Origin of the sequence: Aquitalea magnusonii (genome assembly GCF_002217795.2) — a bacterium.
GTDB classification, from domain to species: domain Bacteria; phylum Pseudomonadota; class Gammaproteobacteria; order Burkholderiales; family Chromobacteriaceae; genus Aquitalea; species Aquitalea magnusonii_B.
This window is the reverse complement of the sequence record NZ_AP018823.1, coordinates 4410643-4430858: the sequence shown is the minus strand read 5'-3', so window position 1 is coordinate 4430858 and position 20216 is coordinate 4410643. Positions and strand designations below refer to the sequence as shown.

Genomic DNA, 20216 nt, shown 5'->3' with positions numbered 1-20216 from the left:
CAGGCCTCAGCCTTCTTCTTCCTCGCTGGCGGCCTCGACATGGCCCACCACGCCGACAAAGCGGAATTCGATCTCGGCCATCAGCTCGTCGATGCGGATCACGCTCAGCTGGATGCGGTCGCCACGCGCCAGTTCCGGCAGGCCGGGAATGCGCACCCGCATTGGCAGGCCGTCGATACGCACCAAGTCTTCCTTGATGAAGGTGGCGGTGACATTGCTGACACCTTCCTGGGTAAACCAGCGCAGGCACCAGAAGTGTTCCAGCTTGTCCTGGAAACCCAGATAGGCGGAATAGGTGGTGTCAAAATCGCGCAGCAGGGCAAACAACATGGCATTGCCTTGCTCGAACTGCGGCTTTTCGCCACGAATCATCGCGGTGAGCTGGCGCTGGTTGACGAAGTCGGTGGCACGGCGCAGCGGCGAGGTGGCCCAGGCATATTGCGCCACGCCCAGGCCGATATGCGGCTCGGGGCGGGTGGTCATGCGCACCTTGCCCATGCTCTGGGCGCGATACATGGCCGGGATATCCGCTTCGGCCAGCATGCGGCCCCATTCGCTATTGGCCAGAATCATCAGTTCCGACACCAGCTTGTCCATCGGCGCACCACGCTTGCGCAGGGTGATCAGCACCTTGCCATCGACGACATCGAAGTTGTAGTCCATCTGCACCGGACGGGTGGGGTCGTACTTGCCACGGCGCTTTTCCAGCGCATTGGCAAAGTGCCACAGCCAGGTCAGCTCGCGCTTGAACGGGTAATCCACCCCCGGATCATTCAGCAGGGTGTCTTCGTTGAACTGCTGCTCCAGCTCGGCATGACGCAGGTTGGCGGCAATGCGCACCCGTTCGATACGGCTTTCGTAGGCCACCGGTTCGAAGTCCGGCGTGACGTCCACATACAGGCTGAGCGCCGGGCAGTCCTGCCCTTCCTGCAAGGTAAAGGCCTGCACCACGTCGTCCGGCAGCATGGTGATCTTGCCACCGGGGAAGTACACGGTGGACAGGCGGCCCCATACCAGCTTTTCGATGTCCGAATCCACCGGCACGCCCAGCGTGGGGGCGGCAATGTGAATGCCCACGCGCTTGTTGCCATCCGGCAGATCCACCACCGACAGCGCATCGTCGATTTCGGTAGTATTGGCGTCATCGATGGAGAACGCTGCCACCTCGGACAGTGGCAGTTCTTCCGGCAACTGCGGCGGGGCGTATTTGCCAAAGCCGCTGCCCTTGGGGAAGTACTCCATCAGGAAACCGGCCATCAGGTAGTCCGGCACCGAGCTGATGCCGCCCACGCTTTGCGCCAGTTTTAGCGGCGGCTGGTTCAGCTCGCGCGCGGCCTGATCAAAGGCCTTGAATTCCAGGGTGTTCTTGTCCGGCTTCCACAGCAAGGTCATCAACTGGCTGCGGATGGCCTCCGGCAGAGTGCCGGCTTTCAGCTCGGCCACCCAGCCGTCAATCTGCTCCTGCTCGCGCTTCTTGCGCTCAATGCCGGCCAGGGCTGCTTTCAGTGCTTCTTCCGGGGCTTTCTTGTAACGACCCTTGCCCTTTTTGTAAAAGTACATGGGCGCGCCGAATACGCGCAGGATGATGGCGGCGCTTTCCAGCGCAGAAGGCACATGCCCCCAGTAGTCGGCTGCCAACACATCGTGATCGAACTCTTCTTCCGGGCTGCACTCCCACAGGAAGTCCAGATCAATCTCATCAGCCATTTTTTCTGCGGCAGGGAGAAAATCTGCCAAAGTCGAGCTAAACTCGAGAAAAACATTGCTTGATTTGATCTTGGCCCGCTTGCCATGCTGCGTATCGACCTGCAAGCTGGCATCAGCACGGGAAACAATCGTGCCCACCTTGAAGGATCCGCTTTCTTCGTAAAATACGTTCATTTGCGCGCCAACTGATTCATCAAGCCCAAATTATAACATTGCGCATTCGGGCCCTGCGCTCCTTTGCAACACCCTGCACCTCAGCCAGGCTGGCGCACCAGACGATGTGGCTGTCGGCAGAAATCGGAACCCCTATGAAGCAGGCAAGCAATGCCCACTCTTCGGCAAGAGAACATGCCGCCCGTGAAATCGACCGCATCGGCCACATGCTGGTCACCCGCTGGGATCGTTCGCTGGCCGCCCACCTGCTGTCTCTGGTCAGCCATCTGGAAAGACATGTCGATGAACAGCATGCCAGCCTGCTGACCGAGTGCCTCACCCTGCGCGAGCTGCTGCAGCATTGGCTGCTGCAGAACGACAGCGTCCCCAGTGAGCCGGAGCGCTACGATGAGTTGCGGCATCATCTGGGGATGGTCAGCCAGTTGGCCATGATGGAAGACCGCCAGTTGCCGCCGGACGAGCGGCATGGCGACCTGGCGCAGGCCGGCCCGCACATGATCTATCTGTGGATGCCGGACAGCGAAGATGCCGCCAATCTGGCCGAGCAGCTATCCTGCTTCGGCTTTGCGGTGCGCAGCATGTATCAGGCTTCCAAACTGGCCCAGGCGCTGTCCGAAGCCACACCGGCAGCGGTGGTGGCCTACACCGACTTCAGCCCGTCCGATCCCATTTTCACCCTGGCGGCAACCATCGGCAGCCTGTGCCCGCTGCTGTTCTGTTCGCCGCGCCATGATTTCGATGCCCGGCTGCAAGCGGTACGCGCCGGGGCGTCAGGCTTTCTGGGTTGGCCGCTATTGGCGCACGAACTGATAGACAGCCTGAATTTTGGCGACCTGGGTGAACGACGCGATCCGCTGCGGGTCATGATCGTGGAGGACATGGCCTCGCTGGCCGGCTTGTACGCCAGCGTCCTGTATCGCCATGGTGTCGATACCCTGCAAGTGACCGAGCCGGCGCGGGTGCTGGACAGTATCGTGCAGTTCCGCCCGGACCTGATCCTGATGGATATGTATATGCCGGACTGCAATGGCGTGGAGCTGGCGCAGATCATCCGCCAACAGCGGCTGCTGGATGGCATCCCCATCCTGTTCCTGTCGGTGGAGAAGCGGCAGTCCATCCAGCTCGATACGCTGACGCTGGGCATTGACGGTTTCCTCACCAAGCCGGTGGCCCCGGAAGAGCTGGTGGTGACGGTGATCAACCGCGCCAGACGTTACCGCAAGCTGCGTTCCTACATCATCAATGACAGCCTTACCGGCCTGCTGAACCACTCGCATTTGTATGCCCAGTTGGAGTACGAAGTGCTGCGCGCCAAGCGGGATCAGCGATCGCTGTCACTGGTGATGCTGGACCTGGACCACTTCAAGACCATCAACGATACCTACGGCCACCCTGCCGGTGACGAAGTGCTGGTGAATCTTGCCCGCTTCCTGAAAGAGAGGCTGCGCCGTTCCGACCTGATCAGCCGCTACGGCGGTGAAGAATTTGCCATTGTGCTGCCGGGTACGCGCCAGGAAGACACCGTGCGCATCATGGAATCACTGCGCCAGTCTTTCGTGCAGATCGAACAACTGAGCAATCAGCGCACTTTCCGCCAGACTTTCAGCGTTGGTATCAGCTCACTGGCCACCGCCAGCAATACCACGGAACTGGTGCAGCAGGCGGATGACATGCTGTACCGCGCCAAGCACAAGGGGCGCAATCGCGTCGAAGCCTATCCCGCCACCACCTGATGTCCGGCGCGCAGCCGGCGGCAGTGGCAGACAGCAAAACGCCCGCAATGCGGGCGTTTTGCTGCTGACAAAGTTATTTGGTGCGCGTGTACTGAACCCGGCAAAGCCAGGCCTTTCAACTAACTCTTGGATTCCGCAGCCTTCCCATCTATTTCCCTTTCCCCCCGCTCTTGCCCAGACAATTGAAGATGGGAGCCTCGCTTTTCTTGCTGAAAGCGAGAGGAAATCATCAATACAGGCCTGGGTGAGGATCAGACTGCATCGGCCAGAATCAGCCGCACATTGTGCTCTTCCAGCAGCTTGGCCAGGGATTCCGGTGGCTCGGCATCGGTAAACACGGTGTGGAATTCGCTGATATGCCCCATGCGCACCAAGGCATTGCGGCCGAACTTGCTGTGGTCGGCAGCCAGGTAGCGGTGGCGGGCATTGGCCATCATTGCCTGTGCCACCCGCACTTCGCGGTAATCGAAATCCAGCAGCGAGCCATCGGTCTCGATGCCGGACACGCCGATGATGGCGTAATCCACCTTGAACTGGTTGATGAAGTCCAGCGTGGCCACCCCGGTAATGCCGCCATCACTGGCCCGTACCACGCCAGAGGTGATCATCACGGTGAAATCCGGGTTGGCCGACATGATGGAGGCCACGTGGATATTGTTGGTGATGACCCGCAAACCCTTGTGGGTGATGGTAAGCGCCTGCGCCACGGCCTCGATGGTGGTGCCTATGCTCATGAACAGCGAGGCGTGGTCGGGAATGCTGCCGGCAATCATGTCGGCAATATGTGCCTTTTCGCTCTGGAATTTTCCTTTGCGCGCAAAGTAATCCTCGTTTTCCACGCTGCTGCCCAGGGCAGCACCACCATGGTAACGGCGCAGCAAATTGTCTTCGCATAGCTGATTGATATCGCGCCGAATGGTCTGCGGCGTTACATCGAGCAGTCTGGCCAGTTCTTCGATCGGCATGAAGCCGTTTTCGCGGACCAGCTGCAGAATCTTGTCATGACGGGGTGAGCGGCTCATAGGGATTCGATTCCGAAAATCATGTTTAGTTACTAACATATTTTTCGGTCAAAGGGCAAATGCTAGCGCCTGTCCGCCCTTGACCCGCCGCAAGCCGCCAGCAAATGCCGCCAGACCTGCAACACCCCCTGCTGCTGCGATATCAGGACAGCACCTGCCGCATGGCGGCCTCTGCCAGCACAGCCGTGGTATCCACCGCCGCCATGCCGCAATTGTCGCCATTGAGTACCAGCGGCAACTCGGTGCAGGCCAGCGCCACACCATCACAACCGGCCGCGCGCAAGTCGGCAACCACCTGCAATAGTTGGCGCAGGCCATCTGCACTGGCCCTGCCGGTGGGGACCAGCTCGTCAAAGATCACCTGCTGCAAGAGCGCTTGCTGTGCCTGATCCGGAATGCACTCTTCGATGCCCACGGCGGCAAACGGGCCGTGGTAAAGATGTGACTGCATGGTCCAACGCGTTCCCAGCACCCCCACCCGGCGCAGGCCGCGGCGCTGGCACTCCGCCGCCACCACGTCCAGCATGCTGATCACCGGCAAAGGCGCGCGCAGCCGAATACCCTCGATACGGCAATGCACGGTATTGGCGGGAATCACCGCCACTTGCGCACCAGCCACGGCCAGCCGCTGCAAGGAGCCGACAATGGAGTCCTCGACGATATCCCAGCGTTCTTCCAACTGGGCGGCATGCACGATGCCAAAATCCGGCTGGTCCAGCACAAAGCGTGGGTGGTGGTGGTGTCCACCGCACATGTGGGCGGACAGTTGGTGCATTTTGGACAGACAATCCAGTGCGCCGGGTACGGTCACACCGGCAATGCCGATGACAGCAGGTTTCATGTTGCGGCTTTCCTCTGCTCAGGAGTGTGTGTCGGCCATGGCCTTGCCGACGGATTGGGAGGGATGATTATGCCACTCAGAGCGGTGCAGGAATTCAGAAATAGGCATCGGCTTGGCATAGCGATAGCCTTGCAGCAGGTGCGCCCCGTGCCGGCACAGATATTCCTCCTGCGCGCCGGACTCCACCCCTTCGGCCACCACCGCCAGGCCCAGCTTGGCTGCCAGTTGCAAAATACTGTCCAGGATGTCGGCCGACAGGCTGTCGCTACCGATGCCGGCCACAAAGCTGCGGTCTATCTTCAGCTCATCCACATCCATTTTCTGCAAATAGGACAAGCTGGAATGCCCGGTGCCGAAATCATCGATGGCAATGCGCACACCCAAAGCATGTAATTGCGACAACAGGGCATCGGTCGGCGGCCCGGTGGCAATCAGTTCACGCTCGGTCAGTTCCAGCGTCAGCTGGATAGTGTCGGGTGGGAAAGCGGCCAGGAAGGCGGCGCAGTCGGCCGGCAAGGAGGCATCCGCCACATGGGCGGCGCTGACATTGATGCTGATCTTGAAGCCGGAAGGCAGACCGGCCTTTCCCAGCTGCGCCGCCGTCTGCTGCATCAGGGAGCGGGTCATGGGCACGATATGGCCGGTGCTTTCGGCAAAGGGGATGAACAGGTCTGGCAGCACCATGCCATCCACCGGATGCTGCCAGCGCATCAGCACCTCGGCCCCGCACCATTGCAGGCTGTTGGCATCGACCAGGGGCTGCAGGTAAGGAATGAATTCCTGCTGACGCACCGCCCGTTGCAATTCGCGACTGGGTGCGCCGCTGCGCAGTAACAGGCGATGAAAACCCCAACTGAAGGTAGCGCTGAACAGTAGCAGCAAAATCAGTTGATCCGGCTCCTGGCCCAGCCGGTGCAGCAGCAAGTGGGGCATGGAGTAATCCATCACGATGGCCAGCGGATAATACGTCGAGTGCAGACTGCGCTGCTGCCAGTATGGACGGTCCGGCGGTGATGTCATGCCGCCTTCTTCATCCAGCCAATGCTCGCCAACCTGCAGGTAAAACCAGGAATATTCCTCCAGATGCGCCAGCCGGTCCTTCAGATAATCACTATCCACCACCACCTGGATGCCGCTGATATCACTGCGCTTTGCCTCCAGCCTCAATATCAGCAAGGGGTGCCAGGGCGATAGCCGGTTCCCACGCCATAATTGCAGCCGCTGCTCGGGCGGGTATTCCTGCGAATAGAGCGGAGTATGCCAACCAATCACCGAATCGCAATACACCCGGCCTTCGCGATCAATCAAGCGCATCGAACGGACATAAGACTGGATGGTGACCTGGCGGCGGATTTCCGGGTAAATGGTATGACAGTCCAGATTGGGTTGCTGCAGCATACCCTCACCGGTTTTCTGTGCCTGATCCAGTATCTGCTCGATCTTGGTCAGCTTGTAAGCGTGCTGGGCCTCCAGCGTGTGCTGTATGTCCGAATAAAACTGGTACAGCATCAACAGGCCGCCCAGCACGAACAAGGCCAGTCCGGGCAACATGGTCAGCAGGATGCGCTGACTGCGCCCCAGCGGTTCAAGGGAAGGAAATTGCACAGCGACTCCAGTGGGAATACCGGTACAGGTCCCACTGTAGGCCAATAAAAAACCGCCGTTACCGGCGGTTTGCTTTTAAACAGTATTAACTGTTCAACTGGCCAGTCTTGCTTTATGGCGGGCAATCTGAGCGCGAACCTGGTTCGGCGCAGTACCGCCCACGTGGTCGCGCTGGGCCAGGCTGCCTTCCGGGGTCAGCACCTGGTAGATGTCCTGCTCGATCAGCTGGCTGAACTGTTTGAGCTCGTCCAGCGACAAATCGGCCAGATCCACGCCACGGCCTTCGGCGTAGCGCACGCTCAGCGCCACCACTTCGTGGCTGTCGCGGAAAGGCAGGCCCTTCTTCACCAGGTAGTCGGCCAGGTCGGTGGCAGTGGCAAAGCCCTGCAGCACGGCGGCACGCATGGCTTCCGGCTTCACGGTAACGCCACGCATCATGTCGGCGTAGATGCGCAGGGTATCGATCAGGGTATCCACGGTGTCAAACAAGGGTTCCTTGTCTTCCTGGTTGTCCTTGTTGTAGGCCAGCGGCTGTGCCTTCATCAGGGTGACCAGGGCGATCAGGTGGCCCACCACGCGGCCGGATTTGCCGCGTACCAGTTCCGGCACGTCCGGGTTTTTCTTCTGCGGCATGATGGAGCTGCCGGTGCAGAAGCGGTCGGCAATGTCGATGAAGCCGACGCGCGGGCTCATCCACAGGATCAGCTCTTCGGACAGGCGGCTCAGGTGCACCATCACCAGGCTGGCGGCGGCGGTGAATTCGATGGCGAAGTCACGGTCGGACACCGCGTCCAGCGAGTTGTGGCACACATCGTCAAAACCCAGCAGTTGCGCAGTGTATTGACGGTCGATGGGGAAGGTGGTGCCGGCCAGCGCTGCTGCGCCCAGCGGCAGGCGGTTGACGCGCTTGCGGCAGTCGGTCATGCGCTCGGCGTCGCGCGCCAGCATTTCCACATAAGCCAGCATGTGGTGGCCAAAGGTCACCGGCTGGGCCACTTGCAGGTGGGTGAAGCCCGGCATCACGGTGTCAGCGTGCTTCTCGGCCAGTTCCAGCAGGCTGGTTTGCAGTTCGGCAATGAAGCCGACGATGGCGTCAATCTGTGCGCGCAGCCACAGGCGGATGTCGGTGGCCACCTGGTCGTTACGCGAACGGCCGGTGTGCAGGCGCTTGCCGGCATCGCCGATCTTGTCGGTCAGGCGACGTTCCACATTCATGTGTACGTCTTCCAGATCCACACTCCACTCCAGTCGGCCAGCGCGGATATCGTCCAGGATTTCGGCCATGCCACGTCGGATTGCCGCCACGTCGTCGTCGGACAGCACGCCAGCCTTGTGCAGCATGGTGGCGTGGGCCAGCGAGCCTTCGATATCGAATTCGGCCAGTCGCTTGTCGAAGTCGATGGAGGCGGTGTATTTCTTGACGAGTTCGGAAACCGGTTCGCTGAAGCGACCGGACCAGGCATGGCTTTCTTGCATCTCGATGGTTCCCTGCGGTGATTGTTTTGGGCCACCCGTAGGCAGCAGCGGCAATTATAGGGAAAGCCTCCCCCGAGGGCGAGTCGGGTCTTGCCCGGCTGTGGCATTACCGTGTCATGCCGGCGTATCAGGGCAAAGCCGGCTGGCCAGATAATCGATCAGCACGCGGACCTTGAGCGGCAAATGACGATTGGACGGATACAGCAGCCAGGCCTCGCCACGATAGGCGGTGGTGAACTCCCAGTCATCCAGCACCGTTACCACCTGCCCGGCCTGCAGGGCGGCGCGGGCGGTAAAGTGCGGCAGCGGCGCAATGCCCAGATGGGCCAGCACGCCCTGCAGCCGCAACTCGCTGTGATTGGTGGCATAGCGGCCACGGACCGCCACCGTTAACTGTTCGCTGCCACGGCGCAACTGCCAGCGCTTGTCACCCTCATGCTCGGCCAGGTACAGGCACTGGTGCTGCGCCAGATCGCGTGGATGCACCGGCCGGCCAAACGTGGCCAGATACTGTGGCGAGGCGCACAGCAACTGACGAACCGGCATCAAGGGCCGACCGGCCATGCCGGGTGGCGGCGTGTCGGTCACACGCACGGTAAGGTCCAGCCCGTCCGCCAGCGGGTCGACATCACGGTCGCTGATGAACAGCTCCACCTCCACTTGGGGATAGCTGGCCAGAAAGGCCGGCAGCAATGGCGCCACCACAAAGCGGCCAAACGCCTTGGGCATGCTGATACGCACTCGTCCCTGTGGCTGGGTGTGCTGCTGCTGGGCCAGTTGTACTGCCTCGTCGGCGGCATCCAGCATACCGCGGCAGCGCTGCAGCGTGGCATGGCCCACTTCGGTCAGCCGTAACTGGCGCGTACTGCGCTCCAGCAAACGCACGCCCAGCGCCGACTCCAGCCGGGCCACCTGGCGGCTGATGGCCGACGGGGTCATGCCCAATTGCCGCGCAGCAGCGGAAAAGCTGCCACGCTCCACCACCAATACGAAGGCCGCCATGTCCGGCAGCAGGCCGATCAGTTTATTTGTTCCCACAGCGCACAATTCCTGTTCCAAAACTGGAGATTATCAATATCAGACACAGCAATGATAATCCAGCCATTGCCCTCCCATGAAAGCCAGTCATGCCCGCCCAGCACCCCTTGCATCAACGTTATCCCTTCCTGCCGGATCTGCTCCTGCTGCTGGTGGCCATGGTATGGGGCAGCAGCTATGGCCTGGCCAAGCAGGCCTTGCTGTTTTATCCCGTCCTCGGCCTGCTGGCGCTGCGCTTCGGCCTGACCTTCATCCTGCTGCTGCCCGCCCAGCGGGCACTGGCAGATGCCGCCGTCCGGCGGGCGACCCTTCAGGCGGCACTGCCATTGGGGCTGGGACTATTGGCGATCTTCCTGTGTGAAACCTATGGCGTGGCGCACACCAGCGCCGCCAATGCCGCCTTCCTGATCAGCCTGTGCCTGGTGCTGACACCATTTGCCGAATGGCTGCTGCTAGGGCAAATACCCTCTTGCGATGCACTGCTGGCGGCAGCCGTTTCCCTGTTTGGAGCCTGGCTGCTCAGCGGGGCGGCACAACTGCAGCTCAACGCGGGCGATGGGCTGATGCTGCTGGCCGCCGTGCTGCGTGCGGCGGTCACCTGTCTGACCCGCAGGCTGACTGCCGATAAACCCGTGGCCACGCTGGCGCTGACCGGCCTGCAAAGCCTGGTGATCTGCCTCTCTTGCCTGCTGCTGGCCAGCATGCAAGGGGGCTTGCCGCCGCTGCCCACCGCACTGGCCTTCTGGGGCAATACCCTTTATCTGGTGTTGTTCTGCACCCTGTTTGCCTTTTTTGCCATGAACTATGCCTTGCGCCACAGCAGTGCTACCCGTGTCGCCCTGCTGACCGGCAGCGAGCCGGTGTTTGGTGCCGCCTTTGCCGTATTGTGGCTGGGGGAATCGCTATCCGTGGCCAACTGGCTGGGCGGTGGCCTGATGGTGGCCGCCAGCATGTGGGCGGTGCGTCCGCGCCGCCGCTTGCCACTCGCCCGCGCCTGAAGCGGCGCTGCACATATTCGCCAGGCAGGCTGCTTGCTATGATGCAGACACCGCCTTCATTGTCCTGCTCATGTACCCACACCGTCAGCCAAGCACTGTTTTTGTCATCCCGGACTTTCGCAATCTGGGCGTGATGTTGCGCATTCTGCTGTCGCTCAACCTGCTGCTGCTGTGCTGTGCTCTGTTCCAGAGCGATGCAGACCCCTTGCTGCTGCGCATCCTGAGCCGTGCCAGTTGGGCCGAGCCATCCATGCTGCTCAGCCTGGGTCTGCTCGGACTGCTGTCACCCTGGTTGTCACGCCAGCGCTATGCCAGCACCGTGGTGGCCAGCATCAGCATGCTGTGCGTGGTGGTACAGGACCGATTGCTCAATCCGCTGGAGCTGCCCCGGCTGGACCGCCCGCTGCTGGCAGCCCTGCTGGCCTTGCTGCTGCTGCATTACTTCAGCCTGCGCCAGCGCGCGCTGTCCCCTGCACTGGGCGAGGCACGGCTGGCGGCGCTGCAGGCGCGCATCCGCCCCCACTTCCTGTTCAACAGCCTGAATGCGGCCATTACGCTGATCCGCTCCCGGCCGGACAAGGCGGAAATGGTGCTGGAGAACCTGGCCGACCTGTTCCGCGCCCAGATGGCCGACCCTGGCAGAACCTCCACGCTGGCGCGGGAAATCGAGCTGGCGCGCATGTACCTGGCCATCGAAAGCGAGCGGCTGGGAGAGCGTCTGCACGTACATTGGAACATCGAGGCGGCGCTGGATGCCGGCCTGCCGCCGCTGCTGCTGCAACCGCTGGTGGAAAACGCCGTGCATCATGGGGTGGAACGTTGCGGCCAGGGAGGGGAAATCCGGGTGCGGGCAGAGATAAAGGGCGGGCAATTGCTGCTGAGCGTCAGCAACCCCTTGTCCGCGGAACAGGACAGCCCCCATCAGGGCAATCGCATGGCGCTGGATAATCTGCGTGAGCGGCTGGCGCTGTTTTACGATGCAGAAGCCTCGCTGCAGGTGGCCCAGGCCGATGGCCAGTACCACACCATGATCCGCCTGCCCTACCAGCCGGCCGACCCGGCAGGGCAGAACCCTTTTCCCCGCTAGCCACCACGGAGCCAGACATGGGCAAGAACCGGCTAGAAGCCTTCAGCGATGGGGTGATCGCCATCATCATCACCATCATGGTGCTGGAGTTGAAAGTCCCGCACGATACCAGTCTGGCGGCATTGACCGCCTTGTGGCCGGTGTTCCTCAGCTATCTGCTCAGCTTTGTCTACGTGGGCATTTACTGGAACAACCACCACCATTTCTATCATGTGGTGCGCCAGGTGGACGGCCGGGTGCTGTGGGCCAATCTGCACCTGCTGTTCTGGTTGTCGCTGCTGCCCTTTGTCACCGGCTGGATGGGTGAAAACCACATGGCGGCGCTGCCGGTGGCGCTGTATGGCGTGGTGCTGCTGATGTCCGCCCTGGCCTGGTATGTGATGCAGCGTACCTTGCTGTGCGTGCCGGGCAACCGCGAAGTGTTGAGCCGGGCATTGGGCCGCGACCGCAAGGGCAGGCTGTCGCCCTGGCTGTACCTGGCAGGCATCGGACTGTCGTTTTACCAAAGCTGGCTGGGCGCTGGTATCTACGGCCTGCTGGCGCTGTGGTGGCTGGTGCCGGACCGGCGCATGGAACAGGCGGCCAGCCAGCAACATTGATCTGTCATCATCGGCGCAGTACGGCATAATCGCCGCTATCTCTCCTGACGGGTTTCTGCCATGAAAAACATTCCGCGCCCCGCGCCCTTCATGCTGTTGTCTACCAATCACGGCAGCATGATCGTCAACCGCAACGACTTTGCCCCGTCCGATGGTGAATCCTATGGCGTGGGCTATCAGCTGATGACGCAAAGCGGCTACGAGCAGGAGGAGGTGGACTTTGTGCTGGCCTTGCTGGCCAGCTGCCTGCGCGACCGGGGTGAGGGTGTGCTGGCCATCGACTGCGGTGCCAATATCGGGGTGCATACCATCGAGATGGCCCGTTTCATGTACACCTGGGGCCATGTGGTGGCCTTCGAGGCGCAGGAGAAAATCTACTACGCCTTGTGCGGCAATATCGCCCTCAACAACTGCCTGAACGTGAATGCGCTCAACTCCGCCGTGGGCGAGCACTGCGGGCAGATCGACATTCCGGAACCGGACTACCTGCGCCCCGGCTCTTTTGGCAGCGTGGAATTGCAGCAGTCGGCCAGCAATGAATTCATCGGCCAGGCGCTGGACTACCAGCACCGCACCATCCGCATCGACCTGATCAGCCTGGATTCGCTCGGCCTTCAACGCATCGACTTCATCAAGATCGACGTGGAAGGCATGGAAGAACAGGTGCTGCGCGGGGCCGAACAGTCCATCCGCCGCTGCCGTCCGCTGATTTTCATGGAAATCATCAAGTCGGACATGACGGTCATCCGCCCCTGGCTGGAGGCGCTGGGCTACCGGCTGTACCCGGCTGGCGTCAATGTGCTGGCGGTGCATCAGGATGACGCACTGATTCCGCACCTGAAAAACGAAGGCGGTCGCCTGCAGTTGGTTTGAGCCCCTCGGCTGTCAACTGATAAAAAAACCGCCACCCCAAGGTGGCGGTTTTTTATTCCCCGGTGAAAGGACAGATCAGCCGCTATTACGCAAACCAGCCGACGTACCGTTGATGGTGAGGTGAATGGCGTACAGCGCCTCGGCATCGTCCGGGTTGGCACGCAGGCGTTGCAGCAGGTCGGCCTGCAGCAGGTTGAGCGCGTCCAGATACGGCAGGCGGGTTTCCAGGCTGCGGTGCAGGGTGGGGTTCTGTTCCAGCAGGCGGCTCTGGCCGCTGATGGCAAAGAAAGCATCGTGCGTCTTCTGCCATTCCGCTTCAATCTGGCCAAACAGCTTGTCCGCCAGCGCCCGGTCGGACACCAGCGCGGCAAAACGGCGCGCAATGCCCAGGTCGGCCTTGGCCAGCACCTGTTCCATATTGGACAGAATCACCTGGAAGAAGGGCGATGTGCGATACAGCCCTTGCAGACGGGCCAGGCCTTCATCGCCATGACGGGCAATGAAACCGGCCACGGCCGAGCCGAAACCGAACCAGCCGGGCAGCATCACCCGCGATTGCGACCAGGAGAACACCCAGGGAATGGCGCGCAGGTCCTTGATGGATGCCAGGCTCTTGCGTGAAGCCGGGCGGCTGCCGATGTTGAGCTTGGCAATGGCATTGATCGGCGTGGCCTCCAGGAAGTACTGCATGAAGCCTTCGGTTTCCACCAGTTGGCGATAGGCCTTGAAGGCGGCTTCGGACAGCTCGTCGAATACTTCGCCATCTGCCTCGCAACTGGGGTGGGTGGTGAGGCTGGCTTCCAGCGTGGCGGCCACCAGCGCTTCCAGGTTGCGGGTGCCGATGTCCGGGTCGGAATACTTGGAGGCAATCACCTCGCCCTGCTCGGTAATGCGGATGCGTCCGGCCACGCTGCCCGCCGGCTGCGCCATGATGGCTTCGAAGGACGGGCCGCCACCACGGCCGACCGAACCGCCACGGCCGTGGAACAGACGCAGCTTGACCCCGGCCTTGTCAAAGCTCTGCACCAGACGCTGTTCCGCCTTGTACAGCTCCCACTGGCTGGTGAGATAGCCGCCGTCCTTGTTGCTGTCGGAGTAGCCCAGCATCACTTCTTGCAACATGCCGCGGCTCTTGAGCAGCAACTGGTACCACGGCAGCGCAAACAGCGTGTCCATGATGTCGGTGGCGGCCACCAGGTCGGCAATGGTTTCGAACAGCGGCACCACGTTGATGGTGGACACCGGCAGGCCGTTTTCCAACCGGATCAGGCCGCTTTCCTTCAGGATCAGCGCCAGCGCCAGGATGTCGCTGACCGAGGCGCAGTTGGAAATGATGCTCTGGCTGATGGCCTCGGTGCCGAACTGCTGCTGGATCAGCGCGGCTTCGCGGAAGATGGCCAGCTCTTTTTCGGTATCGGCGCTGTACTGCTGATACGGCGAGTACAGCAGGCGCGGGGTGGCCAGTTCGCGCAGCAATACGCGGATGCGCGCGGCTTCGTCCAGCGCCGGGTAATGTTCCAGTCCGGCACTGGAAAACAGTTCGCTCACCACCGCTTCGTGCATGCCGGCAAACTGGCGCAGGTCCACCGGCATCAGGAAGAAGCCGAACACTTCCACCGCGCGGCGCAGGCGTGCCAGGCGGCCATCGGCCAGCAAGTCGCTGCCATGGGCAATCAGCGAGTCCGCCACGGTGGCAAGATCGGCCTGGAAGGCGGCAGTATCGCGGTAAGCCTCACCTGCCGGCCAGCGGCCACGTACCGCCAGGCCCAGCTCGGCGGCCTTGCCCAGCAGACGGGATTCAATGGTGGCCAGCGCGCGGCGATAGGGTTCCTGCTCGCGGCTTTCCTTGTTGTCCGGCGTCTGGTCGGACAGGGCCTGCAAGGCCGGGCTCACGCTGACATGGCGCTGAGACAGCGACAGTTCGCGGTATAGCGACGCCAGCTCGGACAGGTAGTGCTCGAAGGCCTGGGTGGCTTGCAGGGTAAAGGCATGACGCAACACGGTGGCGTTGACATTGGGGTTGCCGTCACGGTCGCCACCAATCCAGCTACCGACGCGAATGAAAGGCGGCAGGGTAGGCGTTTGCCCCCAGGCGGCGGTCACTTCCTTGCCCAGACGGTCGTACAGCCGCGGCAGGGCGGAGAAGAAGGTCATCGGGTGGTAGGCCACGCCGTTCTTGATTTCGTCTTCCACCGACAGCTTGAAATGGCGGATTTCCGAGGTCTGCCACAACGACAGGATCACCCGCTTGAGCTTGCCATCCAGTTCGGTTTCTTCTTCCGGGGTCAGGTCCGGCGAGCCCAGCAGGCTGAGGAATTTGCGCACCGCACGGTGGCCGTCCAGCACGCTCTGGCGCTGCACTTCGGTGGGGTGGGCGGTAAGGATGGCACCGACATAGGCGTCCTGCAGGGTGTCGGAAAGCTGGGCAAAGCTGACGCCTTCTTCCTTCAGCCGTGCCAGCGCACGGTTCAGGCTGCCTTGCTGCGGGCGCGAACCGGCAATCTGGTGCGCACGACGACGACGGGTGTGGTGCAGGTCTTCCGCAATATTGAACAACTGCGCATACAGGCCACAGGCGCGTACCAGCGCCGTTGTCGCCTTGGGCGACAAGGTATCCGGCAGCGGCAATGCGCGTTGCTCCGGGGTACGTGCCGCAATGGCCTTTACCTCCTGATATACCTGCGGTCCTTCCTGGGCATGCAACACTTCGCCCAAGAGGCGGTCCAGCCGCGCCAGGTCGGCACGTAGGGGAAGATCCTTGTCCAGCTCCGTCATGTCCTGTTTCCTTTGTCGAATCGTCTGGCCGACTTATCCGCTTTCGGCAGCAGAGCTACCGGAATCGTGCAGACGACCTGTTCTTGATGGAATTGCAACCCGTTCAAGGCAGGCAAGCCCCTGGCTTCAACAGACTGCGGCACGACCATCATAGGCAGCATTACCGCTGTAGTGTGTTCATTACCGAATTTTCCTGATTTTTTTCGCACATTTTGTGCACAACAGCAACGCGGGTTCACCCTTGACTGTGACCATATGCAAGAAATGGCTTTTCCTTGATGCCACTCCAGGCATAGCCATGACTGCATGCTAGAATCGGGCGAAAATTCATCGTCAGGACCGCAATTCATGGACAAGATCGTCATTGCCAGCCGCGAAAGCCGCCTGGCCATGTGGCAGGCCGAACACATCCAGGCCCGCCTGCAAGCGCTGTACCCGCACCTTACCGTCGAGATTCTGGGCATGACCACCCAGGGCGACCAGATTCTGGACAAGACCCTGTCCAAGATCGGCGGCAAGGGCCTGTTCGTGAAAGAGCTGGAAGTTGCCCTGGCCGAAGGCCGTGCCGACCTTGCCGTACACTCCATCAAGGACGTGCCGATGGTGCTGCCGGAGGGCTTTGCCCTGGCCGCCATCTGCGAACGCGAAGACCCGCGCGATGCTTTTGTTTCCAACAAATATGCCAGCCTGGCCGAGCTGCCGGCAGGTAGCGTGGTGGGCACCTCCAGCCTGCGCCGCGAATCGCAACTGCGCGCCCGCTATCCGCAACTGGTGATCAAACCGTTGCGCGGCAATGTGCAAACCCGCTTGCGCAAGCTGGACGAGGGCGAGTACGACGCCATCATTCTGGCTGCCGCCGGCCTGAAGCGCTTGGAACTACACGACCGGATTCGCGCAGAACTCGCCCCGTCCGAAAGCCTGCCAGCGGCAGGTCAAGGTGCGCTGGGCATTGAAATCCGCGCCGACCGCGCCGACATGCTGGCGCTGCTGCAACCCTTGAACCACCCGGACACCCACGCCTGTGTCAGCGCGGAACGTGCGCTGGCGCGCGAGCTGGGCGGCAGCTGCCAGGTGCCGCTGGGTGCGTTTGCCACCCTCACCGATGATGTGCTCACCCTGGGCGGCTTTGTGGCCCATCCGGATGGCTCGGTCATGCTGACCGCCACCGCCAGTGCGCCGCGCCAGTATGCCGACTCGCTGGGCCGCGCCGTGGCCAAGCGTCTGCTGGACGATGGTGCCAAGCCGCTGATCGACGCCGTACTGAAAGACCAGGCATGACAACAGCCGGCCGCCGCATCCTGGTGGCCAGACCGGCCGCACAAAGCGGCCGTTTGCTGACCCTGCTGGCCGATGCTAGCTGGCAGGGGCAGCCCTTTCCGGTGATGGATATCCAGCCTCTTCCTGATGCGCTGGCACACTTGCCACAACAAGCCGCACTGGCGGACTGGCTGTTTTTTGTCAGCCCCAGCGCCATCGACATCGCCTGGCCGGTGCTGCAACAACAGCCGCGCAATGCCCGGCTGGCGTGCGTGGGCCAGGCCAGCGCACGCCGCCTGGCCAGGCTCAGCGGGCAGGACATCCTGTTTCCCACTGCCGGCAGCGACAGCGAAGCCTTGCTGGCCCTGCCCCAGTTGGCCGATGTTGCCGGCCAGCGCTGGTTGATCGTACGTGGCCTTGGCGGTCGCGCCCTGCTGGCCGATACCCTGCGCCAGCGCGGAGCCGATGTGACACTGGCCGAGGTCTACCAGCGGGTAGACGGCACGCCGGACTGGGCCTTGCTGGATAATGGCTTGCCCGACGCCATGGTGATCACTTCCAGCGAAATGGTGGAGCAATTGTTCAGACTGGCTGGTCCGGCAAGAGCCGGGACGTTACAATGCCTTTTGTATTGTGTGCCGCACCCGCGCATTGCCCAACGATTGCAGGCACTGGGCGCGTCACGCATCGTGACAACCCGGGCCGATGACGAAGCGCTCGTCGCCGGCCTCAGAGAATGGTTCTGCCGTCACCCATGAGCGAAACCCAGACTGTCGACACCTCCCGTCCTGCCCGCAAGAAACCGCTGAATCTGGCCCTGCTGGTGGCCCTGGCTGCACTTGGCCTGTCCGGCTGGCAGTTGTACAGCACCCAGCAGGAACTGACCGCCGCCCGCCAGGAACTGGCCGGCCGCCTGGCTGAAGGCAATGGTGCCTCCAAGGAGCTGCGCGGCCTGACCGAACAGGCCCTGACGGCCGCCCGCGCCACCGATGCCAAGCTGGCGGTGCTGGAAACCCGCGTGAATGAATCCGCCGGACAATATGCCACCTTGAACGGCATGTACCAGGAGCTGACCAAAAACCGCTCCGACTGGCTGCTGTCCGAGGTGGAACACACCCTGGCCATCGCCAGCCAGCAACTGCAACTGGCCGGCAATGTGCCAGCGGCCATCTCCGCCCTGCAAATGGTGGATGCCCGCCTGTCCAAGTTCGACCAGCCACAGCTGATTGCCGTGAAAAAAGCCGTGGCCACCGATCTGGAAAAACTCAAGGCCCTGCCTTATCTGGACAGCGTCGGTCTCACCGTCAAACTGGACCGGCTGATGCTGTCCAGCAGCACCATGCCGCTGGCCGTGGACGCCCATCACCTGCAGGACAAACGCAGCGCCAAGCCGGTAGCAGCCAGCGCCCCCTTCTGGGAGCGCCTGGTGGCCGACATCAGCCAGAGCCTGGGCGAGCTGGTACACATCCGCCGCATGGACAAACCCGAGGCCCTGCTGCTGTCGCCGGAACAATCCTTCTTCCTGCGCGAAAACCTGAAAATGCGCCTGCTGGATGCCCGCCTGGCATTGATCCAGCGTGACGGCACCACCTTTAATGCCGATATCAGCGCGGCCCAGGACTATGTGCAGCGCTATTTCGACGGTGATGCCCCGGCCACACGCCAGTGGCTGGCCACCTTGCAGGAACTCAAGGCCGCCCCGCTGTCCGTCACCCTGCCCGACCTCAACGCCAGCTTGAAGGCGGTTCGTGACGCCCAAGGCAACAAGGGAGACTAAGCGGTGAAATTCGTCATCTGGATTACCGGCCTGTTTGCCCTGGCCGTGCTGGTGGGGCTGGCCTCCACCCTGAATACCGGCTACGCCATCCTGTTTTTGCCGCCATGGCGCATGGAAGTGTCGTTCAACCTGCTGCTGCTGGGCATTGTGGTGCTCATCGTGCTGGCTTATGCGGTGATGCGCGTCATCAGCATCACCGCCGGCCTGCCCGCCGAGGTGAAGCGCTTCCAGCGTCAGAAAAAGCTGAAAGCCGCCCGCCACGCGCTGCGCGAAGCCGGCATTGCCTTCTTTGAAGGCCGCTTCCAGAAAGCCGAACGCGAAGCGCTCAAGGCGATGGAAGACGAGTACGCGGCAGAAAACCGCGCGCTGGCGCTGCTGCTGGCCGCCCGCTCTGCCGGTGCCACCGGTGCGCTGGACAAGCGTGACCAGTACCTGCAACAGCTGGACACCCTGCCCGAGCGCCTGCAACTGGCGCGCCACATGCTGGATGCCGAACTCAAGCTGGAAGCCAAGGACGCGCTGGGCGCGCTGGCAGCCATCGAGCGCGCCCGTGCGCTGTCGCCCAATCTCACCAACGCCCTGCGCCTGGAACTGAAAGTACGCTTGCTGCAACGCCAGCCTGATGCCGTATTGGCGCTGACCGAAAAACTGCTCAAGGCCGAAGCGCTGGAACCATCACAGGCGCGTCGTTATCGCCTGGCCGCTTACAGCCAGCAACTGACCGGCTTTGTCGGCAGCCGTGAGGTACGCGACTGGCTGCGCCGTATTCCGGAAGCTGAACGCCGCAACCCGGTGCTGGTGAGCGAGATCGTCAGCCGGCTGATTGCGCTGGAAGACTTCGACTATGCCGCCACCCTGCTGGCCGAAGCACTGGCGGATGAAGATCAGGCCACGCCGGAACTGGCGCGCGAACTGGGCCAGTTGGCCGAGCGCCTGTCGCCGGAAAAGCGTCTGGAACTGATGCGCAGTGCCGAAGACTGGCTGAAAACCCGTCCGCGCGACTACATGCTGCTGCTGGCGCTGGGCCGTCTGGCGATGAACCAGCAACTGTGGGGCAAGGCACAAAGCTATCTGGAAGCCAGCAACTCCATCGAGCCCACCCTGTGCGCCAATGCCGAACTGGCCCGGCTGTTTGAAGCCACCGGCAAGGAAGAACAGGCCGCGCAGCACTATCACCGTAGCCTGGAGCTGGCGCTGGCCAAGGGCGACTGAGCCCCATTGCCACCCACAAAAAAAGCCCGCACATGCGGGCTT

General features: G+C 62.1%; 16 protein-coding genes. 9 read left to right on the top strand and 7 right to left on the bottom strand.

Features of this window, described 5'->3' with window-relative positions:
- Window positions 1-6 precede the first annotated feature (6 nt).
- Window positions 7-1881, bottom strand: a complete 1875-nt coding sequence (locus DLM_RS20770) for a ribonuclease catalytic domain-containing protein (RefSeq protein WP_089082984.1) — start codon at window positions 1879-1881, stop codon at window positions 7-9.
- A 134-nt stretch (window positions 1882-2015) separates the two neighbouring features.
- Here DLM_RS20770 and DLM_RS20765 point away from each other — a divergent pair, with 134 nt between their 5' ends.
- The gene (locus DLM_RS20765) at window positions 2016-3614 is read left to right on the top strand and encodes a sensor domain-containing diguanylate cyclase (protein WP_231959921.1); all 1599 of its coding nucleotides are present in this window, start codon (window positions 2016-2018) and stop codon (window positions 3612-3614) included.
- A 251-nt stretch (window positions 3615-3865) separates the two neighbouring features.
- On the opposite strand, the gene DLM_RS20760 is transcribed toward DLM_RS20765, so the two are convergent.
- From DLM_RS20760 to DLM_RS20740, 5 genes are all read right to left on the bottom strand, one after another.
- On the bottom strand, window positions 3866-4636 hold the full coding sequence (locus DLM_RS20760; protein WP_089082985.1) for a DeoR/GlpR family DNA-binding transcription regulator: 771 nt from the start codon (window positions 4634-4636) through the stop codon (window positions 3866-3868).
- Between the two features lie 142 nt (window positions 4637-4778).
- Window positions 4779-5477 carry an aspartate/glutamate racemase family protein gene (locus DLM_RS20755; protein WP_089082986.1) on the bottom strand — a complete coding sequence of 233 codons (699 nt, stop codon included), beginning with the start codon at window positions 5475-5477 and terminating at the stop codon, window positions 4779-4781.
- A gap of 18 nt (window positions 5478-5495) precedes the next feature.
- Entirely contained in the window at window positions 5496-7082 is a 1587-nt protein-coding gene (locus DLM_RS20750) for an EAL domain-containing protein (protein ID WP_089082987.1), read from the bottom strand.
- 93 nt (window positions 7083-7175) lie between these two features.
- Complete coding sequence (gene argH, locus DLM_RS20745) at window positions 7176-8558, bottom strand: argininosuccinate lyase (RefSeq protein ID WP_089082988.1); 1383 nt, start codon at window positions 8556-8558, stop codon at window positions 7176-7178.
- Window positions 8559-8672: 114 nt separating this feature from the next.
- Window positions 8673-9596 (bottom strand): LysR family transcriptional regulator, encoded by a 924-nt coding sequence (locus DLM_RS20740; RefSeq protein ID WP_089082989.1) that lies wholly within the window; start codon window positions 9594-9596, stop codon window positions 8673-8675.
- Window positions 9597-9685: 89 nt separating this feature from the next.
- Here DLM_RS20740 and DLM_RS20735 point away from each other — a divergent pair, with 89 nt between their 5' ends.
- The 4 genes from DLM_RS20735 (at window position 9686) to DLM_RS20720 (ending at window position 13153) form a co-directional block, all read left to right on the top strand.
- The gene (locus DLM_RS20735; RefSeq protein ID WP_089082990.1) at window positions 9686-10594 is read left to right on the top strand and encodes a DMT family transporter; all 909 of its coding nucleotides are present in this window, start codon (window positions 9686-9688) and stop codon (window positions 10592-10594) included.
- Between the two features lie 70 nt (window positions 10595-10664).
- Window positions 10665-11681: a sensor histidine kinase gene (locus DLM_RS20730; protein WP_089082991.1), complete on the top strand. Its 1017-nt coding sequence runs from the start codon at window positions 10665-10667 to the stop codon at window positions 11679-11681.
- A 17-nt stretch (window positions 11682-11698) separates the two neighbouring features.
- Window positions 11699-12280 carry a TMEM175 family protein gene (locus tag DLM_RS20725; RefSeq protein ID WP_089082992.1) on the top strand — a complete coding sequence of 194 codons (582 nt, stop codon included), beginning with the start codon at window positions 11699-11701 and terminating at the stop codon, window positions 12278-12280.
- A gap of 60 nt (window positions 12281-12340) precedes the next feature.
- Window positions 12341-13153, top strand: a complete 813-nt coding sequence (locus tag DLM_RS20720) for an FkbM family methyltransferase (protein WP_089082993.1) — start codon at window positions 12341-12343, stop codon at window positions 13151-13153.
- Window positions 13154-13228: 75 nt separating this feature from the next.
- Here DLM_RS20720 and ppc read toward each other — a convergent pair whose 3' ends face one another.
- Window positions 13229-15928, bottom strand: a complete 2700-nt coding sequence (gene ppc / locus DLM_RS20715) for a phosphoenolpyruvate carboxylase (RefSeq protein ID WP_089082994.1) — start codon at window positions 15926-15928, stop codon at window positions 13229-13231.
- Window positions 15929-16276: 348 nt separating this feature from the next.
- Between ppc and hemC the strand changes: the two genes are divergently transcribed.
- From hemC to DLM_RS20695, 4 genes are read left to right on the top strand one after another with little or no spacing between them, the layout of a single operon-like run.
- Complete coding sequence (gene hemC, locus DLM_RS20710) at window positions 16277-17206, top strand: hydroxymethylbilane synthase (RefSeq protein WP_089082995.1); 930 nt, start codon at window positions 16277-16279, stop codon at window positions 17204-17206.
- Window positions 17203-17943: a uroporphyrinogen-III synthase gene (locus DLM_RS20705; RefSeq protein ID WP_089082996.1), complete on the top strand. Its 741-nt coding sequence runs from the start codon at window positions 17203-17205 to the stop codon at window positions 17941-17943. Before hemC ends, DLM_RS20705 begins: the two co-directional genes overlap by 4 nt.
- Window positions 17940-18962, top strand: a complete 1023-nt coding sequence (locus tag DLM_RS20700) for a uroporphyrinogen-III C-methyltransferase (protein WP_089082997.1) — start codon at window positions 17940-17942, stop codon at window positions 18960-18962. Before DLM_RS20705 ends, DLM_RS20700 begins: the two co-directional genes overlap by 4 nt.
- A 3-nt stretch (window positions 18963-18965) precedes the next feature.
- Window positions 18966-20174 (top strand): heme biosynthesis HemY N-terminal domain-containing protein, encoded by a 1209-nt coding sequence (locus DLM_RS20695; protein ID WP_089082998.1) that lies wholly within the window; start codon window positions 18966-18968, stop codon window positions 20172-20174.
- Window positions 20175-20216 lie beyond the last annotated feature (42 nt).

Excerpts from the sequence above, each read along its gene's own strand:
- DLM_RS20700 (WP_089082997.1), top strand. The coding sequence starts at position 17,940 with ATGAGCGAAACCCAGACTGTCGACACCTCCCGTCCTGCCCGCAAGAAA.
- DLM_RS20760 (WP_089082985.1), bottom strand. The coding sequence starts at position 4,636 with ATGAGCCGCTCACCCCGTCATGACAAGATTCTGCAGCTGGTCCGCGAA.
- DLM_RS20725 (WP_089082992.1), top strand. The coding sequence starts at position 11,699 with ATGGGCAAGAACCGGCTAGAAGCCTTCAGCGATGGGGTGATCGCCATC.
- argH (WP_089082988.1), bottom strand. The coding sequence starts at position 8,558 with ATGCAAGAAAGCCATGCCTGGTCCGGTCGCTTCAGCGAACCGGTTTCC.
- DLM_RS20755 (WP_089082986.1), bottom strand. The coding sequence starts at position 5,477 with ATGAAACCTGCTGTCATCGGCATTGCCGGTGTGACCGTACCCGGCGCA.
- DLM_RS20735 (WP_089082990.1), top strand. The coding sequence starts at position 9,686 with ATGCCCGCCCAGCACCCCTTGCATCAACGTTATCCCTTCCTGCCGGAT.
- ppc (WP_089082994.1), bottom strand. The coding sequence starts at position 15,928 with ATGACGGAGCTGGACAAGGATCTTCCCCTACGTGCCGACCTGGCGCGG.
- DLM_RS20765 (WP_231959921.1), top strand. The coding sequence starts at position 2,016 with ATGAAGCAGGCAAGCAATGCCCACTCTTCGGCAAGAGAACATGCCGCC.
- DLM_RS20705 (WP_089082996.1), top strand. The coding sequence starts at position 17,203 with ATGACAACAGCCGGCCGCCGCATCCTGGTGGCCAGACCGGCCGCACAA.
- DLM_RS20770 (WP_089082984.1), bottom strand. The coding sequence starts at position 1,881 with ATGAACGTATTTTACGAAGAAAGCGGATCCTTCAAGGTGGGCACGATT.
- DLM_RS20730 (WP_089082991.1), top strand. The coding sequence starts at position 10,665 with ATGTACCCACACCGTCAGCCAAGCACTGTTTTTGTCATCCCGGACTTT.
- DLM_RS20720 (WP_089082993.1), top strand. The coding sequence starts at position 12,341 with ATGAAAAACATTCCGCGCCCCGCGCCCTTCATGCTGTTGTCTACCAAT.
- hemC (WP_089082995.1), top strand. The coding sequence starts at position 16,277 with ATGGACAAGATCGTCATTGCCAGCCGCGAAAGCCGCCTGGCCATGTGG.